Raw genomic sequence first — 26,034 nt, forward strand, 5'->3', positions numbered from 1 at the left:
ACAATTAGTAATTAGCTTAAAACAATACGGAATGAAGCAAAACTTTTGGTGTGGTTGCACCACAATACAATGGCGATGAATAAAAGGATAGAGAACTATTTCTATTTCAAAAACAGAAAATCAAGTAGTTCATTAGCTGTAACTACTTGATTTTCAACAGGAGCGGAAAACGGGGCTCGAACCNNGCGACCCTCAGCTTGGGAAGCTGATGCTCTACCAACTGAGCTACTTCCGCATTACTTTTTCTAAAAAGCGACGCAAAGGTAAAAGAAGTTTTTTTATATTCAAAAATTAAAATGTACTTTTACGCCCATTAAAGTGAAAAAAGATGAAACGAATCATACTTATTACCGGAGGAGCCCGTTCAGGTAAAAGTAGCCATGCGGAAAAATTGGCGCTAAGCCTATCTCCTGCCCCTGTTTACCTTGCTACTGCACGCATTTGGGACGAAGAATTCCGGCAACGCATCACCCGCCACCAACAAAGACGTGGACCGGAATGGACGAATATCGAAGAAGAAAAACAGCTAAGCCGTCACCAATTGACAGGACGAACCATACTGATAGATTGTGTTACTTTGTGGTGCACCAATTTTTTCTTTGACGTAAATGCCAATACAGCCAGTGCGCTGGTTTCCGCCCAAGAGGAGTTCGACCGTTTTACAACCCAGGATGCAACCTTTATATTCGTTACCAATGAGATAGGAATGGGTGCTACATCAGAAAATGAAATCCAACGGAAATTTACAGATATGCAAGGATGGATGAATCAGTACATTGCTGCCCGGGCTGATGAAGTGTGGTTGATGGTATCGGGAATTCCGCTGAAAGTAAAGTGACAAAACGATAGAATGAAAAGGAAGTAAACAATAAAGTGATAAAACGCCAAAATGATAAATACTTAATATGAGAACATTTAAAATCATACGACCGGATGAAACTATATGCCCGGCATTGACAGACAAAATAAATAATCTGACCAAACCGAAAGGTTCGTTAGGAACTTTAGAAGAATTAGCATTGAAAATAGGCCAGATACAACAAACCTTATCCCCAACTTTACAGCATCCGCAAAATATTATTTTTGCTGCCGATCATGGCATTGTGGAAGAAGGAGTCAGCCTTTCACCCAAAGAAATTACCTGGCAGCAAATCAGTAATTTCCTGCATGGCGGTGCAGGAGTGAACTTTCTCTGCCGCCAACACGGTTTCATACTAAAAATTGTAGATGCAGGTGTGGATTATGAATTGCCTTACGACAAAGGGATTATCGACATGAAAGTCCGTAAAGGTACCCGCAATTACTTGCATGAAGCCGCTATGACTGAAGAAGAGATGAATCTCTGTCTGGAGCGTGGTGCGGAAGTAGTACGCCAATGTCATAAAGAAGGAAGTAATATTCTTAGTTTCGGAGAGATGGGTATCGGAAACACTTCTTCATCCTCGATGTGGATGACTTGTTTCACCGGAATCCCTTTAGAACAGTGCGTAGGTGCAGGCAGCGGACTGAACAATGCAGGCATTCGCCACAAATATGAGGTTTTGAAGCAATCATTAGATAATTACCAGGGAGATGGTTCACCTTGCAACATCATTCGCTACTTCGGAGGATTAGAAATGGTGATGGCGGTAGGCGCCATGCTTCAGGCCGCCGAACTGGGAATAATCATACTGGTAGACGGTTTCATTATGACAAACTGTATTCTGGCTGCCGGCAAATTATATCCTGAAGTTTTGAGTTATGCAATCTTCGGACATTGCGGAGATGAATCGGGACACAAACTATTGTTGGATAACATGGGCGTAAAGCCTCTCCTGAACTTGGGCCTGCGACTGGGAGAAGGCACCGGTGCCATCTGTGCATACCCTATCGTGGTTTCTGCGGTGAATATGATTAACGAAATGGATAATTTTGCGCATGCTTCCATAACAAAGTATTTCTAAGATATGAGAATACTCGCAGCTTTCATCTTCTTCACGCGACTTCCATTCTGGAGAATAAAAGAAGTTCCGGCGGAATACTTTAAACGCATTGTCCCATACTGGCCATTAACAGGTTGGTTGACCGGAGGTATTATGGTAGCGGTATTATGGTTGTCAGCCCAGGTACTTCCTGTACACACTGCATGGTTGCTCGCCATTATTTCGCGATTACTTGTCACAGGTTGCTTGCATGAGGATGGTTTAGCCGACTTTTTCGATGGCTTCGGCGGAGGAACCACAAAAGAGCGGACTCTCTCCATCATGAAAGACCCTCATATAGGCAGCTATGGCGTCATTGGGCTGATATGTTATTTCTTACTGTTGTTCCTGCTTCTGGAAAATGAGCCTTTAAACTTGATATGTGCCCTCATTATCAGCGGTGACTGCTGGTCGAAATTGTGCGCTTCACAAATCATCAACTATCTGCCATATAGCCGGAAAGAAGAAGAAAGCAAAGCCAAAGTTGTCTACGACCGAATGACATGGAAAGAATTATCAACCGGATTTATCTGTGGCCTTTTACCGGCTCTGTTGTTTCTGCCTGAAGAGTTATGGATGATTATGCTTTGTCCGCTTCTGACATTCTTTCTGTTATACAGACTAATGAAACGCCGTATACAGGGCTATACGGGAGACTGCTGCGGAGCTGCATTCCTGCTCTGTGAACTCTCGTTCTACCTCGGCGCCATTATTTTGCTTCGTGTATATAGCTATTTAAGTTTCGCATGTTTTTTATCCTGTTGATAATCAACAGAGATACTACTGATTATCAACAGAGATAGTTCAGCTATATACAGACAAGATGCGAAACTTCAGATAGTTATTATGCAGGGTAGATAGAAATAGCATCCCGGCAGGTGACTACTCATTATCTGATCCACGTCAGAACCATATCTGCTTCGTACTTTCTCCTTGTCCTATAGAGAGGAGGTGGAAAGGAGCAGGTAAGGAGCAGGTAAGGAGGTGGTCATTCGCAAACAGGTTACGATAATCAATCTCTTTTAATGTGATATAATATGGAAATCTTTCTTATCAGACATACATCAGTCGACGTCCCTTTGGGAGTATGTTACGGACAATCGGATGTCCCTCTGCGCGATACTTTTGAACAAGAAGCGGCTGTTACAGCCGGGAATTTAAAAAGTTACCTGCAGCAAGACAGAGATTTTGGCCATGTGTACACCAGTCCCTTATCACGATGCACGCGTCTTGCCTCATACTGCGGTTATCCTGATGCGGAGCGGGATAAGCGGCTTATGGAAATAAATTTCGGCGACTGGGAAATGAAACGTTTCGAGCAGATAGATGACCCCAGACTGCAAGAATGGTATGCTGACTACATAAATGTAGCAACTACGGGTGGAGAATCTTTCGCTATGCAATACCAACGGGTTGCCAACTTTCTGGATGAATTGAAAGAAAAAGAGTATGAAAGCGTAGCCATATTTGCACATGGAGGTGTATTAATCTGTGCGCAACTTTATGCCGGAAGCATAAAACAAGAGGAAGCATTCGGCGCATTAACCCCGTATGGCGGTATAATTCGGTTAGAACTCTAAAAAACGGCAGGTAAAGGTAGCATATATTCCCTAAAAACCTTATCTTAGCTGCCCAAATAAAAAGTAAAGTACTATGATTACCGAAGAACTCAGAAAATTATATTGTACCTATACCGGAAACGAACCGGAAACCATCGACGAACTTCCTTCATCCGGTTCCAACCGACGTTATTTCCGTCTTACAGGTACACCTACGCTAATCGGTGTCTGCGGAACTTCCATCGAAGAGAACCGGGCTTTCCTTTATATGGCAGAGCATTTTCGCAAAAAAGAACTCCCTGTGCCACAGGTTTTGGCAAAAACCGAAAACAATACATTCTACCTGCAAGAAGATTTGGGCGATACGCTTCTGTTCACCGCCATTGAAAAAGGACGAAAGACCAGTGTTTTCGATGAAGAAGAGAAACAGTTGTTACGCAAAACCATGCGCCTGTTACCTGCCATACAATTCTCCGGGGCGGACGGAATGGATTTTTCATATTGTTATCCGCAATCGGAGTTCAACAGCCGTAGCATTCTGTGGGATTTGAACTATTTCAAATACTGTTTCCTGAAAGCAACGGGAATGGAATTTCAGGAAGATCGCCTTGAAGATGATTTCCAGAAAATGGCGGATGTCTTGTTGCGTAGTGGTTCGGCAACCTTTATGTATCGCGATTTCCAGAGCCGCAATGTCATGATTAAGGACGGTGAGCCGTGGTTTATTGACTTCCAGGGCGGACGAAAGGGACCTGTTTATTACGATGTGGCATCCTTCCTGTGGCAAGCCAAGGCAAATTATCCCGACAGTCTGCGCAAGGAACTCTTGCAGGAGTACATTGATTCGCTGTGCAAATACCAACCTGTGGACAAAAGCTACTTCCACGCCCAGTTGCGCCATTTCGTACTGTTCCGCACCATGCAGGTGCTGGGCGCTTACGGCTTTCGAGGTTATTTTGAAAAGAAACCGCATTTCATTCAGAGCGTACCTTTTGCCATCGAAAACCTGCGCCGGCTATTGCAGGAACCGTATCCCGAATATCCCTATCTCTGTGATGTGCTGAAGGAACTCACCGAACTGAAACAGTTTACCGATGATATGCAGAAACGACGCCTTGTAGTAAAAGTAACCAGTTTCGCTTATAAAAAAGGTATCCCTGATGACCCAACAGGTAATGGTGGTGGTTTTGTATTCGACTGTCGCGCGGTGAATAATCCCGGTAAATACGAGCGTTACAAACCTTTCACCGGACTGGATGAACCCGTGATTCGCTTCCTCGAAGAAGATGGTGAGATAGCAGTCTTTCTTGAACATGTATATGCATTGGTAGAAGCCTCTGTGAAACGATATATGGAACGTGGGTTCACCAACCTTTCCATTTGTTTCGGATGTACGGGCGGACAGCATCGTTCTGTGTATTCGGCACAGCACTTGGCAGAGCGCATCAACCGGAAGTTCGGAGTACAGGTAAATCTTATTCACAGAGAACAAAACATTGAGCAGACGTTTAAAGCGAAAAACTAAGGGATAGAAACCCGTTTAGCCCTATCTTCTAATGATCTGCTCCGTATCAACTCCGTATCAAGTCCGTACCAACTCCGTTTCTATAGATACGGACTTGCTACGGAGTTGGTACGGACTTGATACGGTTCGGATTGGCTGCAGGTAAACAGACGGAGTGTATGCCCGATTATTTTAAAATAACAACAATGAAAGCAATGATATTTGCAGCAGGTCTGGGTACCCGCTTGCGTCCGTTGACAGACAATATGCCCAAAGCGCTTGTTCCCGTGGCAGGCAAAACGATGCTGGAGCGTGTTATCCTTAAACTAAAGGATGCCGGTTTCCACGATATCACTATAAACATCCATCACTTTGGAAGTCAGATAATAGATTACCTCCGTGCAAACGGAAACTTTGGTGTGAATATCCATATCAGTGACGAACGGAATGAACTGCTGGATACGGGTGGTGGCATTAAGAAAGCCCGTTCTCTGCTGGAGGACAGCGAGCCTTTCCTTATTCATAACGCCGACATTCTGACGGACTTGGATCTTAATGCCTTCTACCGTCACCACTTGGAAAGCGATGCAGATGCCACCTTGCTTACCAATCACCGGAAGACTTCCCGCTATCTGTTAATGGACAAAGACAACCGTCTTTGCGGTTGGACGAATGTTTCTACGGGTGAGGTGCTTCCCGAAGGACTCAATTATCCCGGCGAATACTATCAGGCACAAGCCTTTGGTTGCGTCCATGTCCTTTCGCCAGGTATCTTCCGCTATATGGAAGGCGAACGTTGGACAGGGAAATTTTCCATCATTCCATTTTATGTGGATATCTGCCCCAAGGCACGTATTCTGGGATTTCCTGTAGACAGCGAGAACTGGTTTGATGTAGGAAAGCCCGAAATGCTGGCAAGGGCGGAAGCTTATTATGCTTCTTTATAGAACAGTATAAAAGAATAAAAGCAATGGTTTATAAAACATCTATATATTTGTAACGTAACATTAAAGAAACCGATTATGAAACGACTGAGATTAGGACTATGGGTATGTATCTGCCTCTGTGCAACCTCTACCCTCATGGGGCAAAACAAAGTAAAAACAACAGCCGAAAAAGTGATGCTTTTCATTGACGGTGCTCAGGTGACACGTACCAAACAAGTAGATATTCCGGCAGGAAACTCAACGCTCACCTTTACCGGACTATCTCCCTATATGGATGCGCAAAGCATGCAAGTCAGTGCAAAAGGGAAATTCACCGTTGTGGCAGTTAACCGGCAATTTAACTATATAGACAGCTTGTCAGTCAGCGAAAAGCAACAAAGCCTGCAAAAAGAACTCAAGAAAATAGAGAAACAGCAGAAAGAACAGAGCGCCGAACTCGGACTGATCAACGCCGAATATGAAATGTTGAAAACAAACTGTTCCGTCAGCAATAAGAGTACCACTGCTTCTCTGGCTACCATCAAAGAAGTGAACCAGTACTACTCCGGACAGATGAAAGCTCTGAAAACAAAAGAGCTGGCTATCAACGAGCAAATAGCTGAACTTGCCATAAAGCAGAAACAACTAAATTCTGAGATAGCACAGCTAAGCGGTAAATCTTTAAACTCCATGAGTGAGATTGTAGTCAACGTAAATGCGCCAGCCGCCTGTAAGGGTACATTTACCCTGAACTATTATGTGAAGAATGCCGGTTGGTTCCCCTCCTACGATGTTCGTTCAGGCAGTTTGGCTGAGCCTATTTCCATTGTTTACAAAGCCAATATCTTCCAGAATACCAAGGAAGAATGGAAGAACGTAGACTTATCCCTTTCGTCCTCTAATCCTTCTACAGGAAGCGTAGCGCCTAAACTGTCTACCTACTGGCTGGATTATGGGCTTGCGGCACCACGCTACGATGTGAATCTCAATGGGAATATGGTTTCAGGAGTCGTTTTTGGCGAAGACCGCACACCTCTGCCCGGAGTCAATATTATAATTCCGGGAACCACCATTGGAACAATATCAGACGTGAACGGGAAATATTCCATCACCATCCCCAATGGGCAAACTAAACTTCAATTTTCATACATCGGTTGTGTTACCCAAACCAGGGATATACGAGGGAGTGTAATGAATATCACCCTTCTCAACGATAATCAGATGCTGGATGAAGTAGTAGTGGTAGGCTACGGCACTCAAACGAAATCTGTTATGACAGGTACTTCTACCGGCATTAAAAAAGCTCCTCAAAAACTCGCTTTGTATGACGAAGAAGCCAGCATGGCCCTTGACGTAAAACAAAGCCAGGGACAAATGGGATATGAATTTGAAATAAAACTCCCCTACACCATTCCTTCTGATAACAAACCTGTGGTTGCCGAAATCGGTAAATATGAGCTACCGGCTTCTTATGTTTACCAAAGCACTCCGAAGATAGACAAAGATGCCTTCCTGATGGCGCAGGTAACCGACTGGGAAAAACTGAACTTGCTTGAAGGTGAAGCAAATGTTTACTTTGAAAATACTTTCATCGGCAAGTCTATCGTGAACGTCACCCAACAGAATGACACGTTATCCTTCTCCCTGGGTCGAGACAAACGCATCATGATACAGCGCACGAAGGAAAACGAATACACTTCACGTAAATTCATAGGTTCCAACCAGACGCAATCCATTGCCTGGAAGCTCTCCATCCGTAATACACGCACGGAGCCTGTAACTCTCACTCTTTACGACCAACTGCCTGTATCGCGCAACAGTAACATTACCGTGGCGGCAGAAGAAATCAGCGGCGGAACATTGGACGAGGAAAAAGGCATCATCACCTGGCAAATTACTTTGCAGCCCGGTGAACAACGTGAATTGCCTTTGCGTTATAAGGTGAAATATCCTAAAGGACGAAACTTGATAATAGAATAATACCTTATGACTGTAAGACAAAAATTATCCGCCACCCCTCTGTACATGCAAATCCTGATAGGCATGATTGCCGGTATTGTTATTGGTATCATAGCCTTGCAGGCTAAGGGTGGCGCAATTTTTGTAAGCCATTGGATTCAGCCCTGGGGACAAATCTTTATCCGCCTCCTGCAACTGATAGCCGTTCCTTTGGTGTTCATCTCTCTGATAAAGGGTATGACCGGACTGAAAGACATCAGCACGTTCTCCCGTATCGGTGGAAAGACCATCGGCATATATATCTGCACAACCGTGATTGCCATTCTTTTAGGGCTTGCTATGGGCTTGCTCATACAGCCCGGCAAACTGGTAAACCACGAACAGGTAGCACACTTGCAGGAACACTACCACACCGTAGCGGAAGAAAAGAAACTTGCTGCCGAACAGACCAATGAGCAAGGACCGCTGGCTTTCTTGACAGATATTGTCCCCAGTAATGTTATCGAGGCTGCCTCCGATAACGGTAAGATACTTCAAATCATCTTTTTTGCCGTATTCTTCGGACTGGCCTCCCTGGCACTCCCTGCCCAGAAAGTGCAACCTGTCATTGCTTTGTTTAATAGTCTAAACGACATTGTTCTGAAAATGGTGGATTACATCATTCTATTCGCTCCCTGGGGTGTAGCGGCATTGATGGCAGGATTGGTAACGGACTTTCAGGGAGATACCAGTATATTCAGTGCATTGGCTGTTTATGCCTTGACGGTTGTTGTCGCTATGTTCATACTGCTGTTGGTTTTCTATCCAGTACTGGTACACTTCTTTACACGTATAAATCCATGGAAGTTTATCCGGGCAATGTATCCTGTGCAACTGTTTGCCTTCACCACAAGCAGCAGTGCCGCCACACTACCCGTAACGCTGAAAACCGTGAGAGATAAACTGGGGATATCGGAAAGAGTGAGTTCTTTTGTTCTGCCCGTCGGAGTTACAATCAATATGGATGGCACATCCTGTTATCAAACTATCGCAATACTTTTTATCGCACAGGTTCTGGGCATTGATTTAAGCTTCTCGCAACTCTGCATCATCGTTGTCATGACTGTGCTTTCATCCATCGGTACTCCCGGCATTCCTGGTGGAAGTTACGTTATCCTGGCAATGGTGCTTACGTCTGTAGGCATTCCGGCAGAAGGTCTGGCATTGATATTAGGTATTGACAGACCACTGGATATGTTGCGCACTTCGGTGAATGTAACAGGAGATGCAGTGGTGTCTGCTATGGTTGATTCACCATCACAATAAATATTATCCTTTTATAAAACTCAAATAATGAAACAGACAGTTCTTATCGTTTTCTTTGCAATCATGGCATTGGGAGTAACAGCCCAGTCACCTGTTTCCTTTCAGGTTAACGCCGGAATCGGTACTTCCAACTTCTGGGGGAAAAACGCGGAAAGCGACACACGCATCGCCTATAAAGCAGGTGTAGGCATGAACTACGAACTCAGTAGGACATGGATACTCCAAGCATCGCTGAATTTTGTATCAATAGGTGCGCGCAAAGAGATAGAGTACGTAGGCAAAGCGAACATGAATGAGATGTATATACAATTGCCTGTTATGATGGCCGCCCGCCTCAACCTCGGAAAGAACTACAGCGCCTCACTGAGCGCCGGGCCATACATCGCTTACGGTATAGGTGGTAAGACATCCGGCGATACGCGGGAGCAACACAGTCACAACAATTATTATCATGAAGACGGCTATAAATTCCGCATAGATACTTTCGGTAAACTCACAGATAATAATATGGGAAACAGGCGCATGGATGCCGGAATGATTTTCGGCATCCATATCGAATATCATAAATTTATCATGGGAGCAGAACTTCAATGGGGAATGGTTCAGGTTAATAACCAATTGATTAATATATTGCAACCATCCGGTTACGATGAAGCTTTCTCTCCCAAAAATGTAGCATCTTTCTTTACGGTGGGATACAGATTTTAATGAGCCGTTAATGACTTGAAATCATACCATCATTATTAGTGAATATATTTCTGCTAATCAACAACTGTATGGCTCGATCTGTGACCATATCCTGATTAGTTCTTTTACGGCCGAATCCCAATATTTGAGAAGTAACTTTCTTCAGGTCTCCGATGGGCATTGATATCTGCTGTTCAATGGCATAACGAGCGGCATTCATGACTTCAATTATGGGTATATCCAGAATATCACGCTTTGAATCGACTCGATATAGCGAATAGCCTTTCGACTGTTCTTCATCTTTCCAATAGATTTTCGTAATGTCGGATAATTGATCCTGATAATAGTCAACCAATAATCCGTCGATCATGGCCTGCAAACGTGGAGAAATTCTTGCCAGAGACCAAGACTGACAAATACGCTTGTACACAAGTGTATTTGTTATCGGCTGTTCTACACTAATTAGTATCTTTAGTTGTTCCTGAACTTTATGCTTTGAAGCCAACACAACATTTATATCATTATCTAATGTACAATGAGGAAGATTAGCAAACTCATATTCCTTTTCGCGTTCATTTATAAGTTTTACAATGCGTTCGTTGACTATATTAAATGATTTTACTCTAATGGATTCTCCTTCAGCAGAACGTTCAGAAGCCGCATTTCCTGGCAATTTTAGACTTTCCAGTTTCTGAATGATACGTTCAACAACCTTTTCTTTATTTTCAAACCAATCCATAGACCAGATACGCATGATATTCCAACAAAGCATCCGCAATACATCCGGTTGAACTATTTCCCTGTCTCTGGTTGTTTTCGTCTCGTAATAGTTTTTCCCATCACATAAAAGTCCAAGAATGTATTGGTCGGGTTTATCGGGATCAATAATAGCTAAATCCACCTTGAAATTAGAACGTCCTACCAAGGTATCTACTTTATAACCTCGTATTGTTAACTCCTTTGAGACCAATGCTATCAGTCCGGTAGCTTCATGAGACTGAATTTGCCCGGCAGTGGTAGCAAAAGTTCCTCTCTCAGCAAACTCCAGAAATTTTTTCAATCCTTCCACACCTTTGGCCTTAGTACGTTTTAAATCAATCTGCTCAGCACGTAAGGTGGAGAAGACAATCATCTCATAACGAGCACGGGAAACTGCCACATTCAACCGACGTTCTCCACCCTGCCCATTCAAAGGACCAAAATTCATAGAAACATTTCCATTTACATCCGGTCCGTAACCAACTGAAAACAAGATAACATCTCTTTCGTCACCCTGCACATTCTCCAAGTTTTTAATAAAGATAGGCTCATTATTTTCATAAGCAATCTTTTCAAGTTCCGGATGTTTTGCCAGTTCCTCCAGTAACAAGTCTTCTATAAGATTTTGCTGAACCTGACTGAACGACACTACACCAATACTCTTTCCTGAGAGTTTCTCATCAGCCAATCTCATGATTATCTCTTTTACAACAGCTTCAGCCTCGGCCTGATTACAACGACTACGTCCTTTATCATACACACCTTGTATCTTAACTAAGCGTACTTTAGAAATCCGATCATCAACAGAAGGAAATGTATAAAGCCTACCCTCATAATATTGTGAATTGCTGAATGAAATCAAACTCTCATGCTTACTACGGTAATGCCAAGTCAAGTAACGTGAAGGCATGGAGAGGGAAATACAATCATCCAGGATACTTTCCATATCATCAAAATCGGCTTCATCTTCATCCACCTGTGAAGATGAAAAGAAGCTTGTAGGAGGCATTTGTTTAGGATCACCAACCACTACCAGCGCCTTGCCACGAGCTATCGCACCTACCGCCTCGCTGGTAGGCATCTGTGAAGCTTCATCAAAAATGACCAGATCAAATTTTTCCGCATTAAGATCTATATATTGAGCTACGGAAATAGGACTCATCAACATACATGGACACAATTTTGGCAATAAAGTTGGTATCTGGTCAATAATACGGCGGATGGATGTTCCACGCCCTTTATTGAAAATATTTCTTCTTAAAATACCTACTTCCGAATTAGCCGCCGCTTCCATTGTCAACGAAGGTATTTTGGCAGCCATACGACAATAAAGTTCTTTCTTGCTCAACTCTTGGAAGTCTGCAGTAAGTTGCTTATACTTTTCAATTAATTCCTCAAAAATAAGTCCGTTAAATAAGCGAAGCATTTCATTGCTATCTACAAACTGCAATGCTAATTGATGATATGTTCCTTTCGCGAAAGCCAACGAAGCATCCTTGCCGTTCTTCCCATGTTTCCGAATATAATCGATTACTACGGAAAGTCCTTGCTCCTCCAGTTGTCTTCTACGCAAACACCATTGATACCAGTCTTTTAATAGTTCAAAGTGTGCTAACCACTTTTGTAGCAGTAAAGGGACACGGATTTCTATTTCCATAGTCGGCAGTTGTACTTCGCATAACTCTCCAAGTTGCTTACACGTAGTATCCATATCTCCCAGAGTCCAGTGCAAATCTTGAAACAATGTTCCATTCATTTCTCTGAATACATTCCAATCTTCTCCTATTACATTTATAAACTGCGTGATTACAACAGAATAAGACAAGTTTGTTTCTTGGGCATAACTTAAAAAAAGCTGATTTATATATGGAAGCAGTTCCAGAACAACCTCAATTTCATCCCAGTTTTCCTTTCCTTTTCTACCTAAATAACCAAATATGCGGAATAGTTCATCAGATTGTTCTTGGAGTTTTTTATCCAATTGCTGGTAATTAACCAATTGCTCCAATAGTTTAGATACATGTTTTTCTTGCAGATCAGTCCGGTAAATCTTTAATTTCTTCAAATATGAACGTTTGGCAAAGAATTTGGGAAGAAACCACTTTTCATTAATCCCCTTCCATTCTTGTCGCAACGCGAATGCATTTTCCTGAAAAATTTCCGATGCATAATATTGTTCCACTTCCTTGCGAAGCACTTTTCTATTCTTTCCAATAACAACAATTGCCAGCCATTCTTCAATTTGTTTTTTATTCACTGCCATTTGCAGGATAGTTCCGTTCAGCAATGGGATTTTTTGAATGATTTCAATCAATTTCTTCATCCAAACCAAACCTTCCGATGTATCCGATATAGATATAGATAAGGCATTGATAAACTTCTTTTTAAGAATCATGCATCTCTCAAATAAAGTTGAATATTGGATAATCAGTTCCTTTATTTTAATACAATTCTCAGAGAGAATATTATAAGGCTCTAATCCCTGTAGAGGATGATTTGCGGGATGTCCCGTAATTTTTATGATTGTATCCAATGCAGCTATTTCATCATTCATGATCTGCAGTGAATCTTTGGTCAATTGTTTAAAAACAGATAAATCAATAGCAAGTTCTTCACCTTCTATGGACAAATAATTCGTAATACAATCGTAGAGCGACAATCCTGACGTATGTGCTCGATGAAGTTCTTCCATGTAAGCAATAAGTTTTCGTCTGTATTCGAATAATTGTTCCGATTTTAACTGATACTCTGCCGGAGACTGGATACGGATAACCTCAATGGCTTTTTGCAATTGTTCCAAAAAATGCGATTTAGTGACTTTATTCGAATGAAGTTCCAGACAGAAAGGGCCTAATCCGATTTTCTCCAAACGATTTTGCACAACAGACAAAGCTGCCATCTTTTCCGCTACGAACAATATTCTCTTTCCTTTATAAAGAGCATTGGCTATCATATTAGTTATAGTCTGCGACTTACCTGTTCCCGGAGGTCCATGAAGAATAAAACTCTTTCCTTCACCAGCTTCTATCACTGCTTCCAATTGAGAAGAATCAACTGCTACCGGTATAGCAAAATTATCCGGTCCTAACTTCTTATCTATACTTCGGGCGTCAACTTCTATTCCTCTCTCTTCCAATTGTAGTCTGTTTTCCATAAGGCTGGCAATAACAGGATTCTGTTGCAATAGTTCCGCGTTAGAATGGATATCATTCCACATAACAAACTTATTGAAAGAGAAAAGTCCCAGCAACGCTTCTTCTTCTATATCCCACCCTTTCTGGTTCCGGATATTAGTACGAATTGTAGCAAAAATCTTTTTCACATCTACCCCACTTTCATCAGTAGGAAGAGGATCCAAACCTGAAATATGTACATTAAACTGTTGCTTCAACAATTCAACCAACGTTATATTCAATATAACTTCTTCGTCACGAGTACGGATTACATACCCCGTGGCACCACCTTTCCGTACAATATCTATGGGAATCAACAAAACCGGCGCATAACGCGGACGCACACTCTTAGGAGACTCATACCACTTCAATACGCCTAATACCAAAAACAAAGAGTTTGCACCATTCTCTTCAATAGCAGTACGGGATGTTCTATAAATATATTTAAGAGCGTTCTGAAGTTCCGTATCAGTCAGATATGAACGGAGCTTTTTATTTTTCAGTTCATTGACTACAAGTTCTTCCAAAGTATCCTTCCAAGTAACAGAGGTATATAGTCCAAACTCATTCGGTTCAATCGTTCCCTTTATAGGACATTGCAGAATTTGGTAACTTTCTCCGGCTTGCAGACGATCTTCCAGACGATCTATTTCAAATGATATAAATGGAATCACTTTTCTTCCCAAACGAATATTAATCAAATTATTGCGTAGCGAAAAGTCCAATAATTTTCGCTCCCATATAACTTGTTTGGTTATCTCCTTCCTATCATCATCCGGCTTAATTTCATACCGTTCTAACTGATTTACTTTTTGTGTCGCATTCTTGTGTTCCACCCCCTCATTTTCAATAACCCAGTGGCCTTCGTGATTTATTCTCTGGGGTAAAGGTCGTATGCTATTCAATCGGCTTCTATATACATCTACAAATAGTTCGAACTTATTATCCTCTCTTAGTTGTTTTTGGGCCAAATTCACCGCTTGCTCAAAAGTAACACCATCTGAAGCGGTCAGCACAGTCGTTTCAACCAATACAATTTCATTGATACCATCTGAGCTTCCTTTTAGTAAAAATGAAGCATCATCTCCAACAGGTTGCGAATACATGTCTTCCACAAGCCATGCTCCTACAAATATATGACCTTTCAGTAGTACCAGAAGAGGGTGAATACCATTGGCTTCCAAGCAAGAGGCAAACAATAAAGTAGAATCCATACATGTTCCCAACTTTTCTGTTAGTACCTTATCCGCCATACGAATGCGTTGCCCAAAGGGTTCGAAACTGGCAGGTGGCGTACAATATACTAAAGACTCGGAACGCAATGCCTCATAAATAGCCGCAACCTGTGCCCTCACTCTGTTCGGATCCTTCGTCTGGTATTCGTCAAGAGCAGAGTGTCCAGTCCAAGTTTCCAAAAATTGAGAAGCCTTGACGCTAACCCTTGAAATGAGCGGATGATTAGGGACAACAAATGCTGCCAAAAGTTCAGGCATAATTTTAGCCCCTGTCCATTGATTATAAGCCATAAGACTAATAGGATATTGGGATTCAAACAGGATTTCATCAACAATGGATATAGTAAGAGTAAATTCAGTTTCGACTCTTTCCGTCAATTCTATTAGCTTATTGGTTTTTGAAGCAATCTTCAACTGATTGACACGCACAATCTTGCCTTGCGGGATAACATCTACGACAATTTCTGAATGTTCTATCAATTCTCCATCAATAGATACACTTACTTGTTTCCAATCTTTCGTATCTCGATTGGTTATGTCACAAAAAGAAAAAGACAGAACATTATTATGCTGCATAGCATAATTAATACATGGGAGGTATTCCAACTGAATTTCGCTATTACATACCCTATCAGTTACGTTGTTGTTTTCCATTAGTTTCTACCATTATATTACAATAAAATGCAATATTCGTTCAAATTTTAAACAATAACAAATTATTTATCGGAAATTATTCATTTAAATTACAATTCATCGTTTTACCGATACTTTTGAATAAACGGTTTGGCTTCATTCGGTATCGTTTTAAGCTAATTACTAATTGTTGCTTCACTAAGATTTAATTCTTCGTTCACTAAGAACTAATATTTGCTTTGCATAAATCTTTTCGTTCGACGGTTGTCGAATTTGCGTTCGACAGCTGTCGAATAATTATTCGACATATATCGCATAATCATTCGACAGCCGTCGAACGAAAAGATTTATGCAATCGCAGAGATAGATTTATTATAAATAGGTATTAAATGACAGGCTAAACAGAATCAGTTCATAACGATACCGGCAGGATAAACTTTTTGGGTACAGTTACCCTGAATTATTGTTATAGCTACTACTGTACGAATAATACAAGCTAAAGAAAAAACAGCTTTCTTCAATCAACCGACATAAAATACGAAAGATATTATGTAAATTTGCATAATGAATTATAACAAAGTAACACAATACATCGAACAAGAAAAGCTCTTCACCCCGAAAGACAAAATCTTGGTGGCGCTAAGCGGCGGAGCAGACTCAGTGGCTTTGCTATGTCTGCTCCTTGATATGGGATATAACTGTGAAGCTGTTCATTGCAATTTTCATTTGCGAGGCGACGAGTCCGACCGCGATGAAATGTTTGTGCGAGAGTTGTGTTTCCAACGAGAAATTCCATTGCATGTCCGGCATTTCCAAACAACGGAAGAAGCGGCAAAACAACACATCTCCATCGAAATGGCAGCGCGCGAATTACGATATGCATGGTTTGAGGAAATCCGTCAGGAACAACATGCCGACGTCATCGCTGTTGCCCACCACAAAGACGATAGCGCAGAGACCTTTCTCCTTAACCTCATCCGTGGAACAGGCATCAATGGATTACTGGGTATTCGTCCTAAAAACGGTTATATCGTTCGCCCTCTGCTGTGCCTTGACCGTAAAGACATAATGGAATATTTGCAGGAAACCGGGCAAACTTATGTTACGGACAGTACGAACTTACATGATGAATATACCCGCAACAAAATACGCCTCAACCTCCTACCCTTAATGCAAGAAATCAATCCATCGGTAAAGAAAAGTATTCTCCGTACCGCAGGATACCTGAATGATGCAGCTTTAGTATATAAAAGCAACATCACGGAAGGAAAACAAAAAGTACAAACCGAACAAGGCATCCTGATAAACGCCATACTGCAAGAACCCGCTCCCGAAACTTTACTATTTGAAATCTTACATCCGTTGGGCTTCAACAGCGCACAGATAAAAGACATTTTTGCGTCTTTGAACGGACAATCCGGAAAGATATTCCTTAGCAAAGAATGGCGTATCATAAAAGACCGGGAATTACTATTGATAGAACCTGCCAATACTGTAGATACTCCGAATGTGGCGTTATTGCCGGAAAACAACAACCCGCCTTTCCGGCTGACGATGGAAGAATTGGAAATCACGGAAGATTTTATTATTCCCCGAGACCGGGATACAGGTTGCTTTGATGCGGACAAGCTAAAGCATCCTCTCTCTTTACGATGCTGGCAACAAGGCGACAGTTTTATACCTTTCGGCATGACTGGACGAAAAAAAGTCAGCGACTACCTCACCGACCGGAAGTTTTCTATTTCCCGCAAAGAACAACAATGGGTGCTTTGCAGCGACCACCAAATCATCTGGCTGATTGGCGAACGCACAGACAACCGTTTCAGAGTAGACGAAAAAACACGCCGGATATTAATCGTAAAACGAATTATCAACTAACCTGCATTATTCAGACTTTAGAAGTTAGAGGAGCTAAAGGAGTTATCAGCCAACAAAGTTGGCTTAGGAGCTAAAGCCAATACTCCATAAGGCATAAATAAGCAAGACTATCGGCTTTAATTCCTTAACTCCTAACGAAGTGATAACTACTTTAACTTCTAAAGTCTGAAAATACAAAAATCAAAAGCAGCAATCTTTCAAATCTCTTCTAAATAATAATTCTCGGTTCTTTCTGCCTTACAAAACAGCCAGCAAGCAACGCCGCATACGGGGTATCATACGTACGCGCTTTGCGAGGACAACCTTTAACACAAGCGCAACACTTGATACACTTTTCAGCAATTGTATTACACTCGTCCCCTTTTATTATAGCACCTGCAGGACAACGCTCCACGCAGAAAGCACAATGATTACAACGCTCCGCATCTACATTCGGGATACGTGGCAAAGGTATACCACTTTTACGCAACTTTATCCCCCGGCGCAGGAATTTGAATAAAGGCAGAAAAGGTTGACGCGGACGCTGAATACGACTTACATCCACCGGATATAAATACTCCATATCCTGTGCGGCATCCAGCTTAGTCCGGATTTTCCGACCGAAAGTTTCAGCATACAGCAAATCATCACCATCAGGACGCCCCGCCGCTATCGGGTTTTGCTTCGTGCTATAAGAATGTTCTCCTATAAATGTAGATCCCGCTATGACTTTGAACCCTTGGGCAGAAGCGAAAGTATCCAGTTCCACCAAAGCATTTCCGTATGCACGGTTGCCATATACCACGACCAATACCACCGGAGCCCCTGCCGCACGAATACCTTGCAGACGTTCCATAGCCAAAGGGGCTACCTTACCGCCATATACAGGAACGACAATCACCGTCAGTGTATGTTGCGGAATATTCACTTCGGAAACATGTAATGTCAAATCGGTTACAGCTACATTCGTAAAACCAATGCCGCGAACAATTGCTTCTCCTACTTGTTTAGAAGTATAAGTAGGTGAAAAACAAATGAGATGAACTTCACTTATATCCATAAATTATTGAGTTTTTCTTAATCCATCAAGAAGTCCCCTTGAAAAAGTACATTTTATCACTTTCAGCCCCTTTCAGAAGTTCCTGCGGGCACTATACTCTGACAAAAAAGTATTTTAAGTGGATTTACCTGGCAAAGATAAAGTTTATAATTAAAAAATAAGGCATTTTTTTTATGAAACCAAAAACATTTATTACCTTTGTGCCGTCAAAACTGACTGTAAGTTCCAAAGTGCAGGAAAATTGGTCAGATTTTCGGTTCGACAATAAATACTCCATAACATTATATTATAAGATAAGGTATATTGCCGTGTAGTTTGTGATTACAATCATAGCTATGTGTACATACCAATCGGATAATAAAAAAATATTTAATCATTCACATATATACTGTATGTATAATATCATTCAATTGAACGACAAAAATTTGTCGGAACTTCAAACTATTGCCCAAGAACTGGGTATTAAAAAGACAGAAGCACTTAAAAAAGAAGAACTTGTTTACAAGATACTTGATGAACAAGCCATTGCCGGTGCTACCAGAAAAGTTGCCGCAGAGAAGTTGAAAGAAGAGCGTAAAGTAGAAAAGCAACAAAAACGTTCTCGCGTAACTGTAAAAAAAGAAAGTACCGACAAAATCTTTACCGCTAATCAAAATAGCGAATTCAGCAAACCCAAAGTAGAAACTACTGCCACTGCAACAAAAGTACAGCCTAAGGCTGTAGAAACAACCACTGCACCGGTTGCAGACAAAGCACCTGCCGCACCTGCCGAAACATCTGCTACCCAAAAACGCAAACCTGGACGTCCGCGCAAAGTAAAGAACGAACAAGCAGTTCCCGCACCAGTTGTTAAACCGGTTGCACCAACAGTAAAAGAGGAAGCACCGATAATAAAGGAAGAAGCGCCAAAAATTGCACGCCCTGAGCCAAAACCCAAAATAGAAGCGCCGAAATTTATCAAGAAAGCAATATTGGACGAAAGCCCCATTTTATCAGAAGCAGAAGATGATTTTATTCCTATCGAAGACCTGCCGACCGAAAAAATAGAATTGCCTTCCGAACTCATCGGCAAATTTGAAGCAACCAAAGCAGAAATACCCCTCGCACCTGTAGCACCTGCTACTGTAGTACCTGCACCAGTATCACAACGCCCGCGTGTACATCCCCACGAAAACAATAACAACAACTACAGTAACAAGAATCACAATAACAACAACCGTAACAATAATCCACACCCTGTACAGCAACAACATCCTGTACAGCAACAACATCCTGCTCAGCAACAACATCCTGCTCAGCAGAACAACAGTGACAATTATCCTCCCGTTCCTGAACGCAAGCCTGTAGCTGAACGTGAAAAAGTATACGAATTCGACGATATACTGAACGGTATCGGCGTACTGGAAATAATGCAGGATGGTTATGGTTTCCTTCGTTCATCCGACTATAACTATCTTTCTTCACCGGATGATATTTACGTTTCACAGTCCCAGATTAAACTGTTCGGTTTAAAGACCGGTGATGTTGTGGAAGGAGTTATCCGCCCACCGAAAGAAGGAGAGAAATATTTCCCATTAGTAAAAGTATCAAAAATCAATGGACGTGATCCGGCTATCGTACGCGATCGTGCACCATTCGAGCACTTGACTCCACTTTTCCCTGATGAAAAATTCAAGTTATGCAAAGGCGGTTATTCCGATTCAATGTCTGCTCGCGTTGTAGACCTTTTTGCTCCTATCGGCAAGGGACAGCGCGCACTGATTGTGGCACAGCCCAAGACGGGTAAAACCATTCTGATGAAAGACATCGCCAACGCTATTGCTGCCAACCATCCGGAAGTCTATATGATTATGTTGCTTATTGACGAACGTCCGGAAGAAGTAACCGACATGGCGCGTACCGTAAATGCAGAAGTAATTGCATCTACATTCGACGAACCTGCCGAACGCCACGTAAAAATTGCCGGTATAGTACTGGAAAAGGCCAAGAGATTAGTAGAATGTGGTCACGACGTGGTTATCTTCCTCGATTCCATCACTCGTCTGGCACGTGCTTACAATACGGTATCTCCGGCATCCGGTAAAGTACTTTCCGGTGGTGTGGACGCCAATGCATTGCATAAACCCAAGCGTTTCTTCGGAGCTGCCCGTAACATTGAAAACGGCGGTTCGCTTACCATCCTGGCAACTGCACTGATCGACACCGGTTCAAAGATGGATGAAGTTATCTTCGAAGAATTCAAAGGTACAGGTAACATGGAGTTGCAGCTTGATCGCAACCTGTCTAATAAGCGTATCTTCCCTGCCGTCAACATTATTGCTTCCAGCACCCGTCGCGACGACCTGCTGCAAGACAAGCAAACGCTGGACCGCATGTGGATACTCCGCAAATATCTGGCAGATATGAACCCGATAGAAGCAATGGATTTCGTAAAAGACCGTTTGGAAAAGACCAAAGACAACGACGAATTCCTCATGAGTATGAACAGCTAAGATTATCCCGCTTACAATATCATGCAAGAGCTTTCATCTACGTCTAAAAGCGTAAATGGAAGCTTTTTTCATTCTCTTCTTTTGCCTGTCTCATTTTGAAACCTATTCCGCTACCGTACCGGAAGAATAACAGCACTTTATTTCCCCGATAATATTCTTGCCCTAAAAAGAGGCGGATACAGGGATTTTTTGTACTTTTGCGCCTCAATAATAGTAATTTGTAATTCATAAAACAGAAACCATACCATGTTCGATAATTTAAGCGAAAGACTGGAAAGGTCGTTTAAAATTCTGAAAGGTGAAGGAAAAATCACCGAGATCAACGTTGCTGAAACGCTGAAAGACGTACGTAAAGCACTGTTAGATGCCGACGTAAACTATAAAGTAGCCAAGACATTTACAGATACCGTTAAGGAAAAGGCACTGGGACAGAATGTACTGACAGCCGTAAAGCCCAGCCAGTTAATGGTAAAAATCGTGCATGATGAACTGACTCAGTTAATGGGTGGTGAAACAGCCGAGATTGATTTACAGGGGAAACCTGCTGTAATTTTGATGTCCGGTTTGCAAGGTTCCGGTAAGACTACCTTCTCCGGCAAACTGGCGCAGATGCTGAAGACGAAAAAGAACAAGAAACCATTATTGGTGGCTTGTGACGTATATCGCCCCGCCGCCATCGAACAACTACGTATTCTGGCAGAGCAGATTGGAGTTCCTATATATTCGGAACCGGATAGCAAGAGTCCGGTGAAAATTGCGGAAAACGCTATTCAGGAAGCCAAGACCAAAGGTTGTGATGTAGTAATCGTCGATACCGCCGGACGTCTGGCAATAGATGAAGAGATGATGAACGAAATCGCTGCCATCAAAAAAGCGATTAACCCGAACGAGATATTGTTTGTGGTAGACTCCATGACAGGTCAGGATGCTGTAAATACAGCAAGAGAATTTAATGAAAGACTTGACTTCAATGGTGTAGTACTGACCAAACTGGATGGTGATACCCGCGGTGGTGCCGCTCTTTCTATCCGTTCGGTAGTAAACAAGCCGATTAAATTCGTCGGTACAGGCGAAAAACTGGATGCTATCGACCAATTCCATCCCTCACGTATGGCAGACCGTATCCTCGGTATGGGCGACATCGTTTCTTTGGTAGAACGTGCTCAAGAGCAATACGATGAGGAAGAAGCAAAACGTCTGCAAAAGAAAATAGCCAAGGATCAATTTGACTTCAACGACTTCCTGAGCCAGATTGCTCAAATTAAGAGAATGGGTAACCTGAAAGACCTGGCTTCCATGATACCGGGAGTGGGCAAGGCTATCAAAGATATTGATATGGACGATAACGCATTCAAGAGCATTGAGGCCATTATTTATTCAATGACCCCGTTGGAACGCAGTAATCCGGCTATTCTGAACGGTTCACGTCGCCAGCGTATCGCTAAAGGTAGCGGCACGAATATTCAGGAAGTAAACCGCCTGTTAAAGCAATTCGAGCAAACCCGTAAGATGATGAAAATGGTGACCGGCAGTAAAATGGGTAAAATGATGCCGAAGATGAGAAAATAAAGACGAGCCTTCAAGGCTTCCAAAATAAGATAAATCAGTAATTATTATATATCAGCATGACATTAATTGACGGAAAAGCCATATCGGAACAAGTAAAACAGGAGATTGCGGCAGAAGTAACTGAAATCGTGAGCAAAGGAGGTAAACGTCCCCATCTTGCAGCTATTCTTGTCGGACACGATGGCGGCAGTGAAACGTATGTTGCCGGTAAAGTAAAAGCATGTGAAGCTTGCGGTTTCAAATCCAGCCTCATCCGTTACGAAGCGGATGTAACTGAAGAAGAACTCCTTGCCAAAGTACGTGAGCTAAACCAAGATAGTGATATAGACGGATTTATCGTACAACTTCCGTTACCCAAACATATCTCTGAACAGAAAGTTATCGAAACCATTGATTACCGTAAAGATGTAGACGGTTTTCACCCCATCAACGTAGGACGCATGTCCATCGGACTACCCTGCTATGTATCGGCAACCCCGAACGGTATTCTCGAGCTGCTGAAACGCTACAAGATAGAAACTTCCGGTAAGAAGTGTGTAATATTGGGGCGCAGTAACATTGTAGGTAAGCCTATGGCAACGCTCATGATGCAGAAAGCCTATCCTGGAGACGCAACCGTAACCGTATGCCACAGCCGTAGCAAGGACTTGGTAAAAGAATGTCAGGAAGCGGATATTATCATCGCTGCACTGGGACAACCCAATTTCGTAAAAGCCGATATGGTGAAAGAAGGTGCAGTCGTTATCGACGTAGGTACTACCCGCGTACCGGATGCAACAAAGAAGTCCGGTTTCAAACTTACAGGAGATGTGAAGTTTGACGAAGTTGCTCCAAAATGTTCATTCATCACTCCCGTACCGGGTGGTGTAGGACCGATGACTATCGTTTCATTGATGAAGAATACGTTGCTTGCAGGTAAGAAAGCAATTTACCAATAAATCCGGATAACCGGAAACAGATATGAGAAAGATATTTTCCTTTGCACTCGGTTTCTTTTTTATATCGTGCTCCGGTGTAGCACAGGAACAGGTTGTGTCCAATTCTGCCGACACAATTCCTCCTGCAAGGATCACCCTTTTATTTGCCGGCGACCTGATGCAACATAAACCGCAGATTAATGCGGCGCGTACACCTGAGGGGACTTATGATTATTCCCCTTGCTTTTCTCTCGTAAAAGAACAAATCAGCAAAGCAGACATAGCCATTGGCAATCTAGAAGTCCCCATCGGCGGAAAGCCTTATGGGGGATATCCTGCTTTTTGTGCACCGGATGAGTATTTATACGCCATTAAAGAAGCTGGTTTCGATGTATTGCTAACCGGCAACAACCATTGCTTAGACCGTGGAAAGAAAGGTTTGGAACGTACAATCCTAATGTTAGATTCCTTACAGATACCTTATGCCGGAACCTATAAAAATGAAGATGAACGTCGTCAGCGATATCCATTATTTATCAGGAAAAACGGATTCCACATCGCATTCCTCAACTATACTTACGGTACCAATGGAATTAAACCGACTTCTCCCAATATCGTGAATTATATCGACAAGGAAATTATACTACAAGACATACAAGTTGCCCAAAGCTTCCAACCGGATATTATCATCGCTTCTATGCATTGGGGGAACGAATACCAATTATTGCCCAGCAAAGAACAACGCCAACTTGCCGATTGGTTACTGGCACAAGGTGTGACGCATATTATCGGAACCCATCCGCACGTAATACAGCCTATGCAATTACGTACTGATAGCATCACAGGAACACAGCATGCTGTAATATATTCTTTAGGAAATTTTATTTCCAACATGAGTAAAGTAAATACCGACGGCGGACTTACTTTTACATTAGAATTGGAGAAAGATACAACAACATCCGGAATGCCTAATCCCAATATCCGTGTCAGCAATTGCAGTTATAATTTAGTATGGACAGGTCTTCCCACACTTACCAAAGAAAAAAATTATGTCCTCTACCCCACAGATTCCATATCTATTTCAAAACTTCCCGAAATAGCACGTAACCGCCTGAATATCTTCATGAAAAACTCTCGAAAGTTCCTTCAACAACATAATGCAGGAATTAAAGAAAATAAAAAATGATGCATATTCCGATAAAATATTCCTTCAAATATTTGCAGTATCCGAGATAATACCTATCTTTGCACCGCATTTGAGAGAAGATGCTAATATGGTGACTGTAGTTCAGTCGGTTAGAGCGTCAGATTGTGGTTCTGAATGTCGTGGGTTCGAGTCCCATCAGTCACCCAAAAGAGGAATTCATTAATGATTTCCTCTTTTTTTGTTATATTTCTATATGCTCGCTCCAATATATGGGTCATTCCGAAAGTCCGGTTACATTCATTCTTTGATTATACGCACAACAACGGATCAATCTGTTTTCAACAACGCTAAGAATCAAGTAGAAATTGTTGTTGAGAGTCTTTTTAAAGCTGATTCAAATGCTATTTGAAATTACTACGTAGTAGTGTATCAACTACTACGTAGTAATGACCTAACTACTTAGTAGTAGTTAACCAACTACTAGTAGGTAATTGACCAACTACTACGTAGTAGTTAACCAATCACTACCGGACAAGGCTGAGGGATTTACCGTTTAAAACCTTAGTACATAACAATAATTGTATCTGCCATAATAACAATTTGCATTTTTAGTCGTCTGAGAATGCGATATTTCCGCCCGAAGGTAAGGACGACTGGAAATATTGAAGTGAAAATCCGTATCTTGCTGAAGCATAGGACGATATCGAAATCTGTACATTTCTAAAAAAATGCGGAAGACGCTTTTGAAGTGATTTTTAATGGTTTATTCCTGCCGGATATTATATGACTCTACCCTTTTTCAACAGAGATTTTTTGTAAAAAAGGTAAATACTCAAAACTATGAAAAGACATTATTGTTATTCTAATATCCGGTTTATTAGATAGACCGGATACAAAATCTTTGATTAAATTAATTATAAATTAAAAAATTATGGAAATGAATAGAAAGTTAATCGCAGTCGTAGAAATTGGTGGTGATAAAGCAACTCAATTCTGGGCCAGAGCTGATGATTTAATACAAGCATACAGTGAAAAGTTAACAGGTGTAACTTATGCAGTAGTGAAGAAGCCTTATTTTGATAACCTATTCAAATTCTATGCAGTCTCGAAAGAGAAAATAGAACAAAGTACTTTGTTGAAATACAGCCGTGAATTCTTTGATGATTTATTAACACTAATCCCCAGTGAGTGCGTCAAAATAAAAGAGATAAGCATCTCATTATAAATAGGTTATATTATAATAGGTTCATAAACAGAAATATAATATATGAAACCTGGAAAGCGATTGAAC

17 protein-coding genes and 2 tRNA genes are annotated in these 26,034 nt (G+C 41.8%); 16 read left to right on the top strand and 3 right to left on the bottom strand.

Features of this window, described 5'->3' with window-relative positions:
• Positions 1-161: 161 nt before the first annotated feature.
• Positions 162-235, bottom strand: a tRNA-Gly gene (locus B2Z67_RS02900).
• A gap of 93 nt (positions 236-328) precedes the next feature.
• On the opposite strand from B2Z67_RS02900, the gene cobU reads away from it, so the two are divergent.
• From cobU to B2Z67_RS02945, 9 genes are all read left to right on the top strand, one after another.
• On the top strand, positions 329-838 hold the full coding sequence (gene cobU, locus B2Z67_RS02905) for a bifunctional adenosylcobinamide kinase/adenosylcobinamide-phosphate guanylyltransferase (protein WP_291528319.1): 510 nt from the start codon (positions 329-331) through the stop codon (positions 836-838).
• A 67-nt stretch (positions 839-905) separates the two neighbouring features.
• On the top strand, positions 906-1,943 hold the full coding sequence (cobT, locus tag B2Z67_RS02910) for a nicotinate-nucleotide--dimethylbenzimidazole phosphoribosyltransferase (protein ID WP_291528320.1): 1,038 nt from the start codon (positions 906-908) through the stop codon (positions 1,941-1,943).
• Between the two features lie 3 nt (positions 1,944-1,946).
• Positions 1,947-2,726: an adenosylcobinamide-GDP ribazoletransferase gene (gene cobS / locus B2Z67_RS02915; protein WP_291528321.1), complete on the top strand. Its 780-nt coding sequence runs from the start codon at positions 1,947-1,949 to the stop codon at positions 2,724-2,726.
• A 272-nt stretch (positions 2,727-2,998) separates the two neighbouring features.
• Positions 2,999-3,541: an alpha-ribazole phosphatase gene (gene cobC / locus B2Z67_RS02920; protein WP_291528322.1), complete on the top strand. Its 543-nt coding sequence runs from the start codon at positions 2,999-3,001 to the stop codon at positions 3,539-3,541.
• A 73-nt stretch (positions 3,542-3,614) separates the two neighbouring features.
• The gene (locus B2Z67_RS02925) at positions 3,615-5,045 is read left to right on the top strand and encodes a RapZ C-terminal domain-containing protein (protein ID WP_291528323.1); all 1,431 of its coding nucleotides are present in this window, start codon (positions 3,615-3,617) and stop codon (positions 5,043-5,045) included.
• 185 nt (positions 5,046-5,230) lie between these two features.
• On the top strand, positions 5,231-5,971 hold the full coding sequence (locus B2Z67_RS02930) for a nucleotidyltransferase family protein (RefSeq protein WP_291528324.1): 741 nt from the start codon (positions 5,231-5,233) through the stop codon (positions 5,969-5,971).
• Between the two features lie 75 nt (positions 5,972-6,046).
• Positions 6,047-7,930 carry a mucoidy inhibitor MuiA family protein gene (locus tag B2Z67_RS02935; RefSeq protein WP_291528325.1) on the top strand — a complete coding sequence of 628 codons (1,884 nt, stop codon included), beginning with the start codon at positions 6,047-6,049 and terminating at the stop codon, positions 7,928-7,930.
• Positions 7,931-7,936: 6 nt separating this feature from the next.
• Positions 7,937-9,214, top strand: coding sequence for a dicarboxylate/amino acid:cation symporter (locus B2Z67_RS02940; protein ID WP_291528326.1), 1,278 nt, complete (start codon positions 7,937-7,939; stop codon positions 9,212-9,214).
• Positions 9,215-9,241: 27 nt separating this feature from the next.
• Complete coding sequence (locus B2Z67_RS02945; protein ID WP_291528327.1) at positions 9,242-9,922, top strand: porin family protein; 681 nt, start codon at positions 9,242-9,244, stop codon at positions 9,920-9,922.
• 7 nt (positions 9,923-9,929) lie between these two features.
• Here B2Z67_RS02945 and B2Z67_RS02950 read toward each other — a convergent pair whose 3' ends face one another.
• Complete coding sequence (locus B2Z67_RS02950) at positions 9,930-15,722, bottom strand: DUF4011 domain-containing protein (protein ID WP_291528328.1); 5,793 nt, start codon at positions 15,720-15,722, stop codon at positions 9,930-9,932.
• A 543-nt stretch (positions 15,723-16,265) separates the two neighbouring features.
• On the opposite strand from B2Z67_RS02950, the gene tilS reads away from it, so the two are divergent.
• Entirely contained in the window at positions 16,266-17,579 is a 1,314-nt protein-coding gene (gene tilS, locus B2Z67_RS02955; protein WP_291528329.1) for a tRNA lysidine(34) synthetase TilS, read from the top strand.
• 208 nt (positions 17,580-17,787) lie between these two features.
• Here the strand turns inward: tilS and B2Z67_RS02960 are convergent, their stop codons facing one another.
• A complete protein-coding gene (locus B2Z67_RS02960) occupies positions 17,788-18,618 on the bottom strand; it encodes a 4Fe-4S binding protein (protein ID WP_291528330.1) in 831 nt (276 codons plus the stop codon).
• Positions 18,619-19,010: 392 nt separating this feature from the next.
• On the opposite strand from B2Z67_RS02960, the gene rho reads away from it, so the two are divergent.
• The 6 genes from rho (at position 19,011) to B2Z67_RS02990 (ending at position 25,968) form a co-directional block, all read left to right on the top strand.
• Complete coding sequence (gene rho, locus B2Z67_RS02965) at positions 19,011-21,110, top strand: transcription termination factor Rho (protein WP_291528331.1); 2,100 nt, start codon at positions 19,011-19,013, stop codon at positions 21,108-21,110.
• Positions 21,111-21,356: 246 nt separating this feature from the next.
• A complete protein-coding gene (ffh, locus tag B2Z67_RS02970; RefSeq protein WP_291528332.1) occupies positions 21,357-22,679 on the top strand; it encodes a signal recognition particle protein in 1,323 nt (440 codons plus the stop codon).
• Between the two features lie 56 nt (positions 22,680-22,735).
• On the top strand, positions 22,736-23,617 hold the full coding sequence (folD, locus tag B2Z67_RS02975; RefSeq protein ID WP_291528333.1) for a bifunctional methylenetetrahydrofolate dehydrogenase/methenyltetrahydrofolate cyclohydrolase FolD: 882 nt from the start codon (positions 22,736-22,738) through the stop codon (positions 23,615-23,617).
• Between the two features lie 22 nt (positions 23,618-23,639).
• The gene (locus B2Z67_RS02980) at positions 23,640-24,782 is read left to right on the top strand and encodes a CapA family protein (protein ID WP_291528334.1); all 1,143 of its coding nucleotides are present in this window, start codon (positions 23,640-23,642) and stop codon (positions 24,780-24,782) included.
• Between the two features lie 91 nt (positions 24,783-24,873).
• Positions 24,874-24,947: transfer RNA gene (locus tag B2Z67_RS02985), tRNA-His, on the top strand.
• Positions 24,948-25,680: 733 nt separating this feature from the next.
• Positions 25,681-25,968: a hypothetical protein gene (locus B2Z67_RS02990; RefSeq protein WP_291528335.1), complete on the top strand. Its 288-nt coding sequence runs from the start codon at positions 25,681-25,683 to the stop codon at positions 25,966-25,968.
• The last annotated feature ends 66 nt before the right edge of the window (positions 25,969-26,034 follow it).

This window comes from Bacteroides sp. UBA939 (assembly GCF_002293435.1).
GTDB lineage: Bacteria > Bacteroidota > Bacteroidia > Bacteroidales > Bacteroidaceae > Bacteroides.

Bases quoted from the DNA above. Each gene is read 5' to 3' on its own strand.
- B2Z67_RS02925 (WP_291528323.1), top strand. From the start codon at position 3,615: ATGATTACCGAAGAACTCAGAAAATTATATTGTACCTATACCGGAAAC.
- B2Z67_RS02945 (WP_291528327.1), top strand. From the start codon at position 9,242: ATGAAACAGACAGTTCTTATCGTTTTCTTTGCAATCATGGCATTGGGA.
- B2Z67_RS02980 (WP_291528334.1), top strand. From the start codon at position 23,640: ATGAGAAAGATATTTTCCTTTGCACTCGGTTTCTTTTTTATATCGTGC.
- cobU (WP_291528319.1), top strand. From the start codon at position 329: ATGAAACGAATCATACTTATTACCGGAGGAGCCCGTTCAGGTAAAAGT.
- folD (WP_291528333.1), top strand. From the start codon at position 22,736: ATGACATTAATTGACGGAAAAGCCATATCGGAACAAGTAAAACAGGAG.
- B2Z67_RS02930 (WP_291528324.1), top strand. From the start codon at position 5,231: ATGAAAGCAATGATATTTGCAGCAGGTCTGGGTACCCGCTTGCGTCCG.
- B2Z67_RS02950 (WP_291528328.1), bottom strand. From the start codon at position 15,722: ATGGAAAACAACAACGTAACTGATAGGGTATGTAATAGCGAAATTCAG.
- tilS (WP_291528329.1), top strand. From the start codon at position 16,266: ATGAATTATAACAAAGTAACACAATACATCGAACAAGAAAAGCTCTTC.
- cobT (WP_291528320.1), top strand. From the start codon at position 906: ATGAGAACATTTAAAATCATACGACCGGATGAAACTATATGCCCGGCA.
- rho (WP_291528331.1), top strand. From the start codon at position 19,011: ATGTATAATATCATTCAATTGAACGACAAAAATTTGTCGGAACTTCAA.
- ffh (WP_291528332.1), top strand. From the start codon at position 21,357: ATGTTCGATAATTTAAGCGAAAGACTGGAAAGGTCGTTTAAAATTCTG.
- B2Z67_RS02935 (WP_291528325.1), top strand. From the start codon at position 6,047: ATGAAACGACTGAGATTAGGACTATGGGTATGTATCTGCCTCTGTGCA.
- cobC (WP_291528322.1), top strand. From the start codon at position 2,999: ATGGAAATCTTTCTTATCAGACATACATCAGTCGACGTCCCTTTGGGA.
- B2Z67_RS02960 (WP_291528330.1), bottom strand. From the start codon at position 18,618: ATGGATATAAGTGAAGTTCATCTCATTTGTTTTTCACCTACTTATACT.
- B2Z67_RS02940 (WP_291528326.1), top strand. From the start codon at position 7,937: ATGACTGTAAGACAAAAATTATCCGCCACCCCTCTGTACATGCAAATC.
- cobS (WP_291528321.1), top strand. From the start codon at position 1,947: ATGAGAATACTCGCAGCTTTCATCTTCTTCACGCGACTTCCATTCTGG.
- B2Z67_RS02990 (WP_291528335.1), top strand. From the start codon at position 25,681: ATGAATAGAAAGTTAATCGCAGTCGTAGAAATTGGTGGTGATAAAGCA.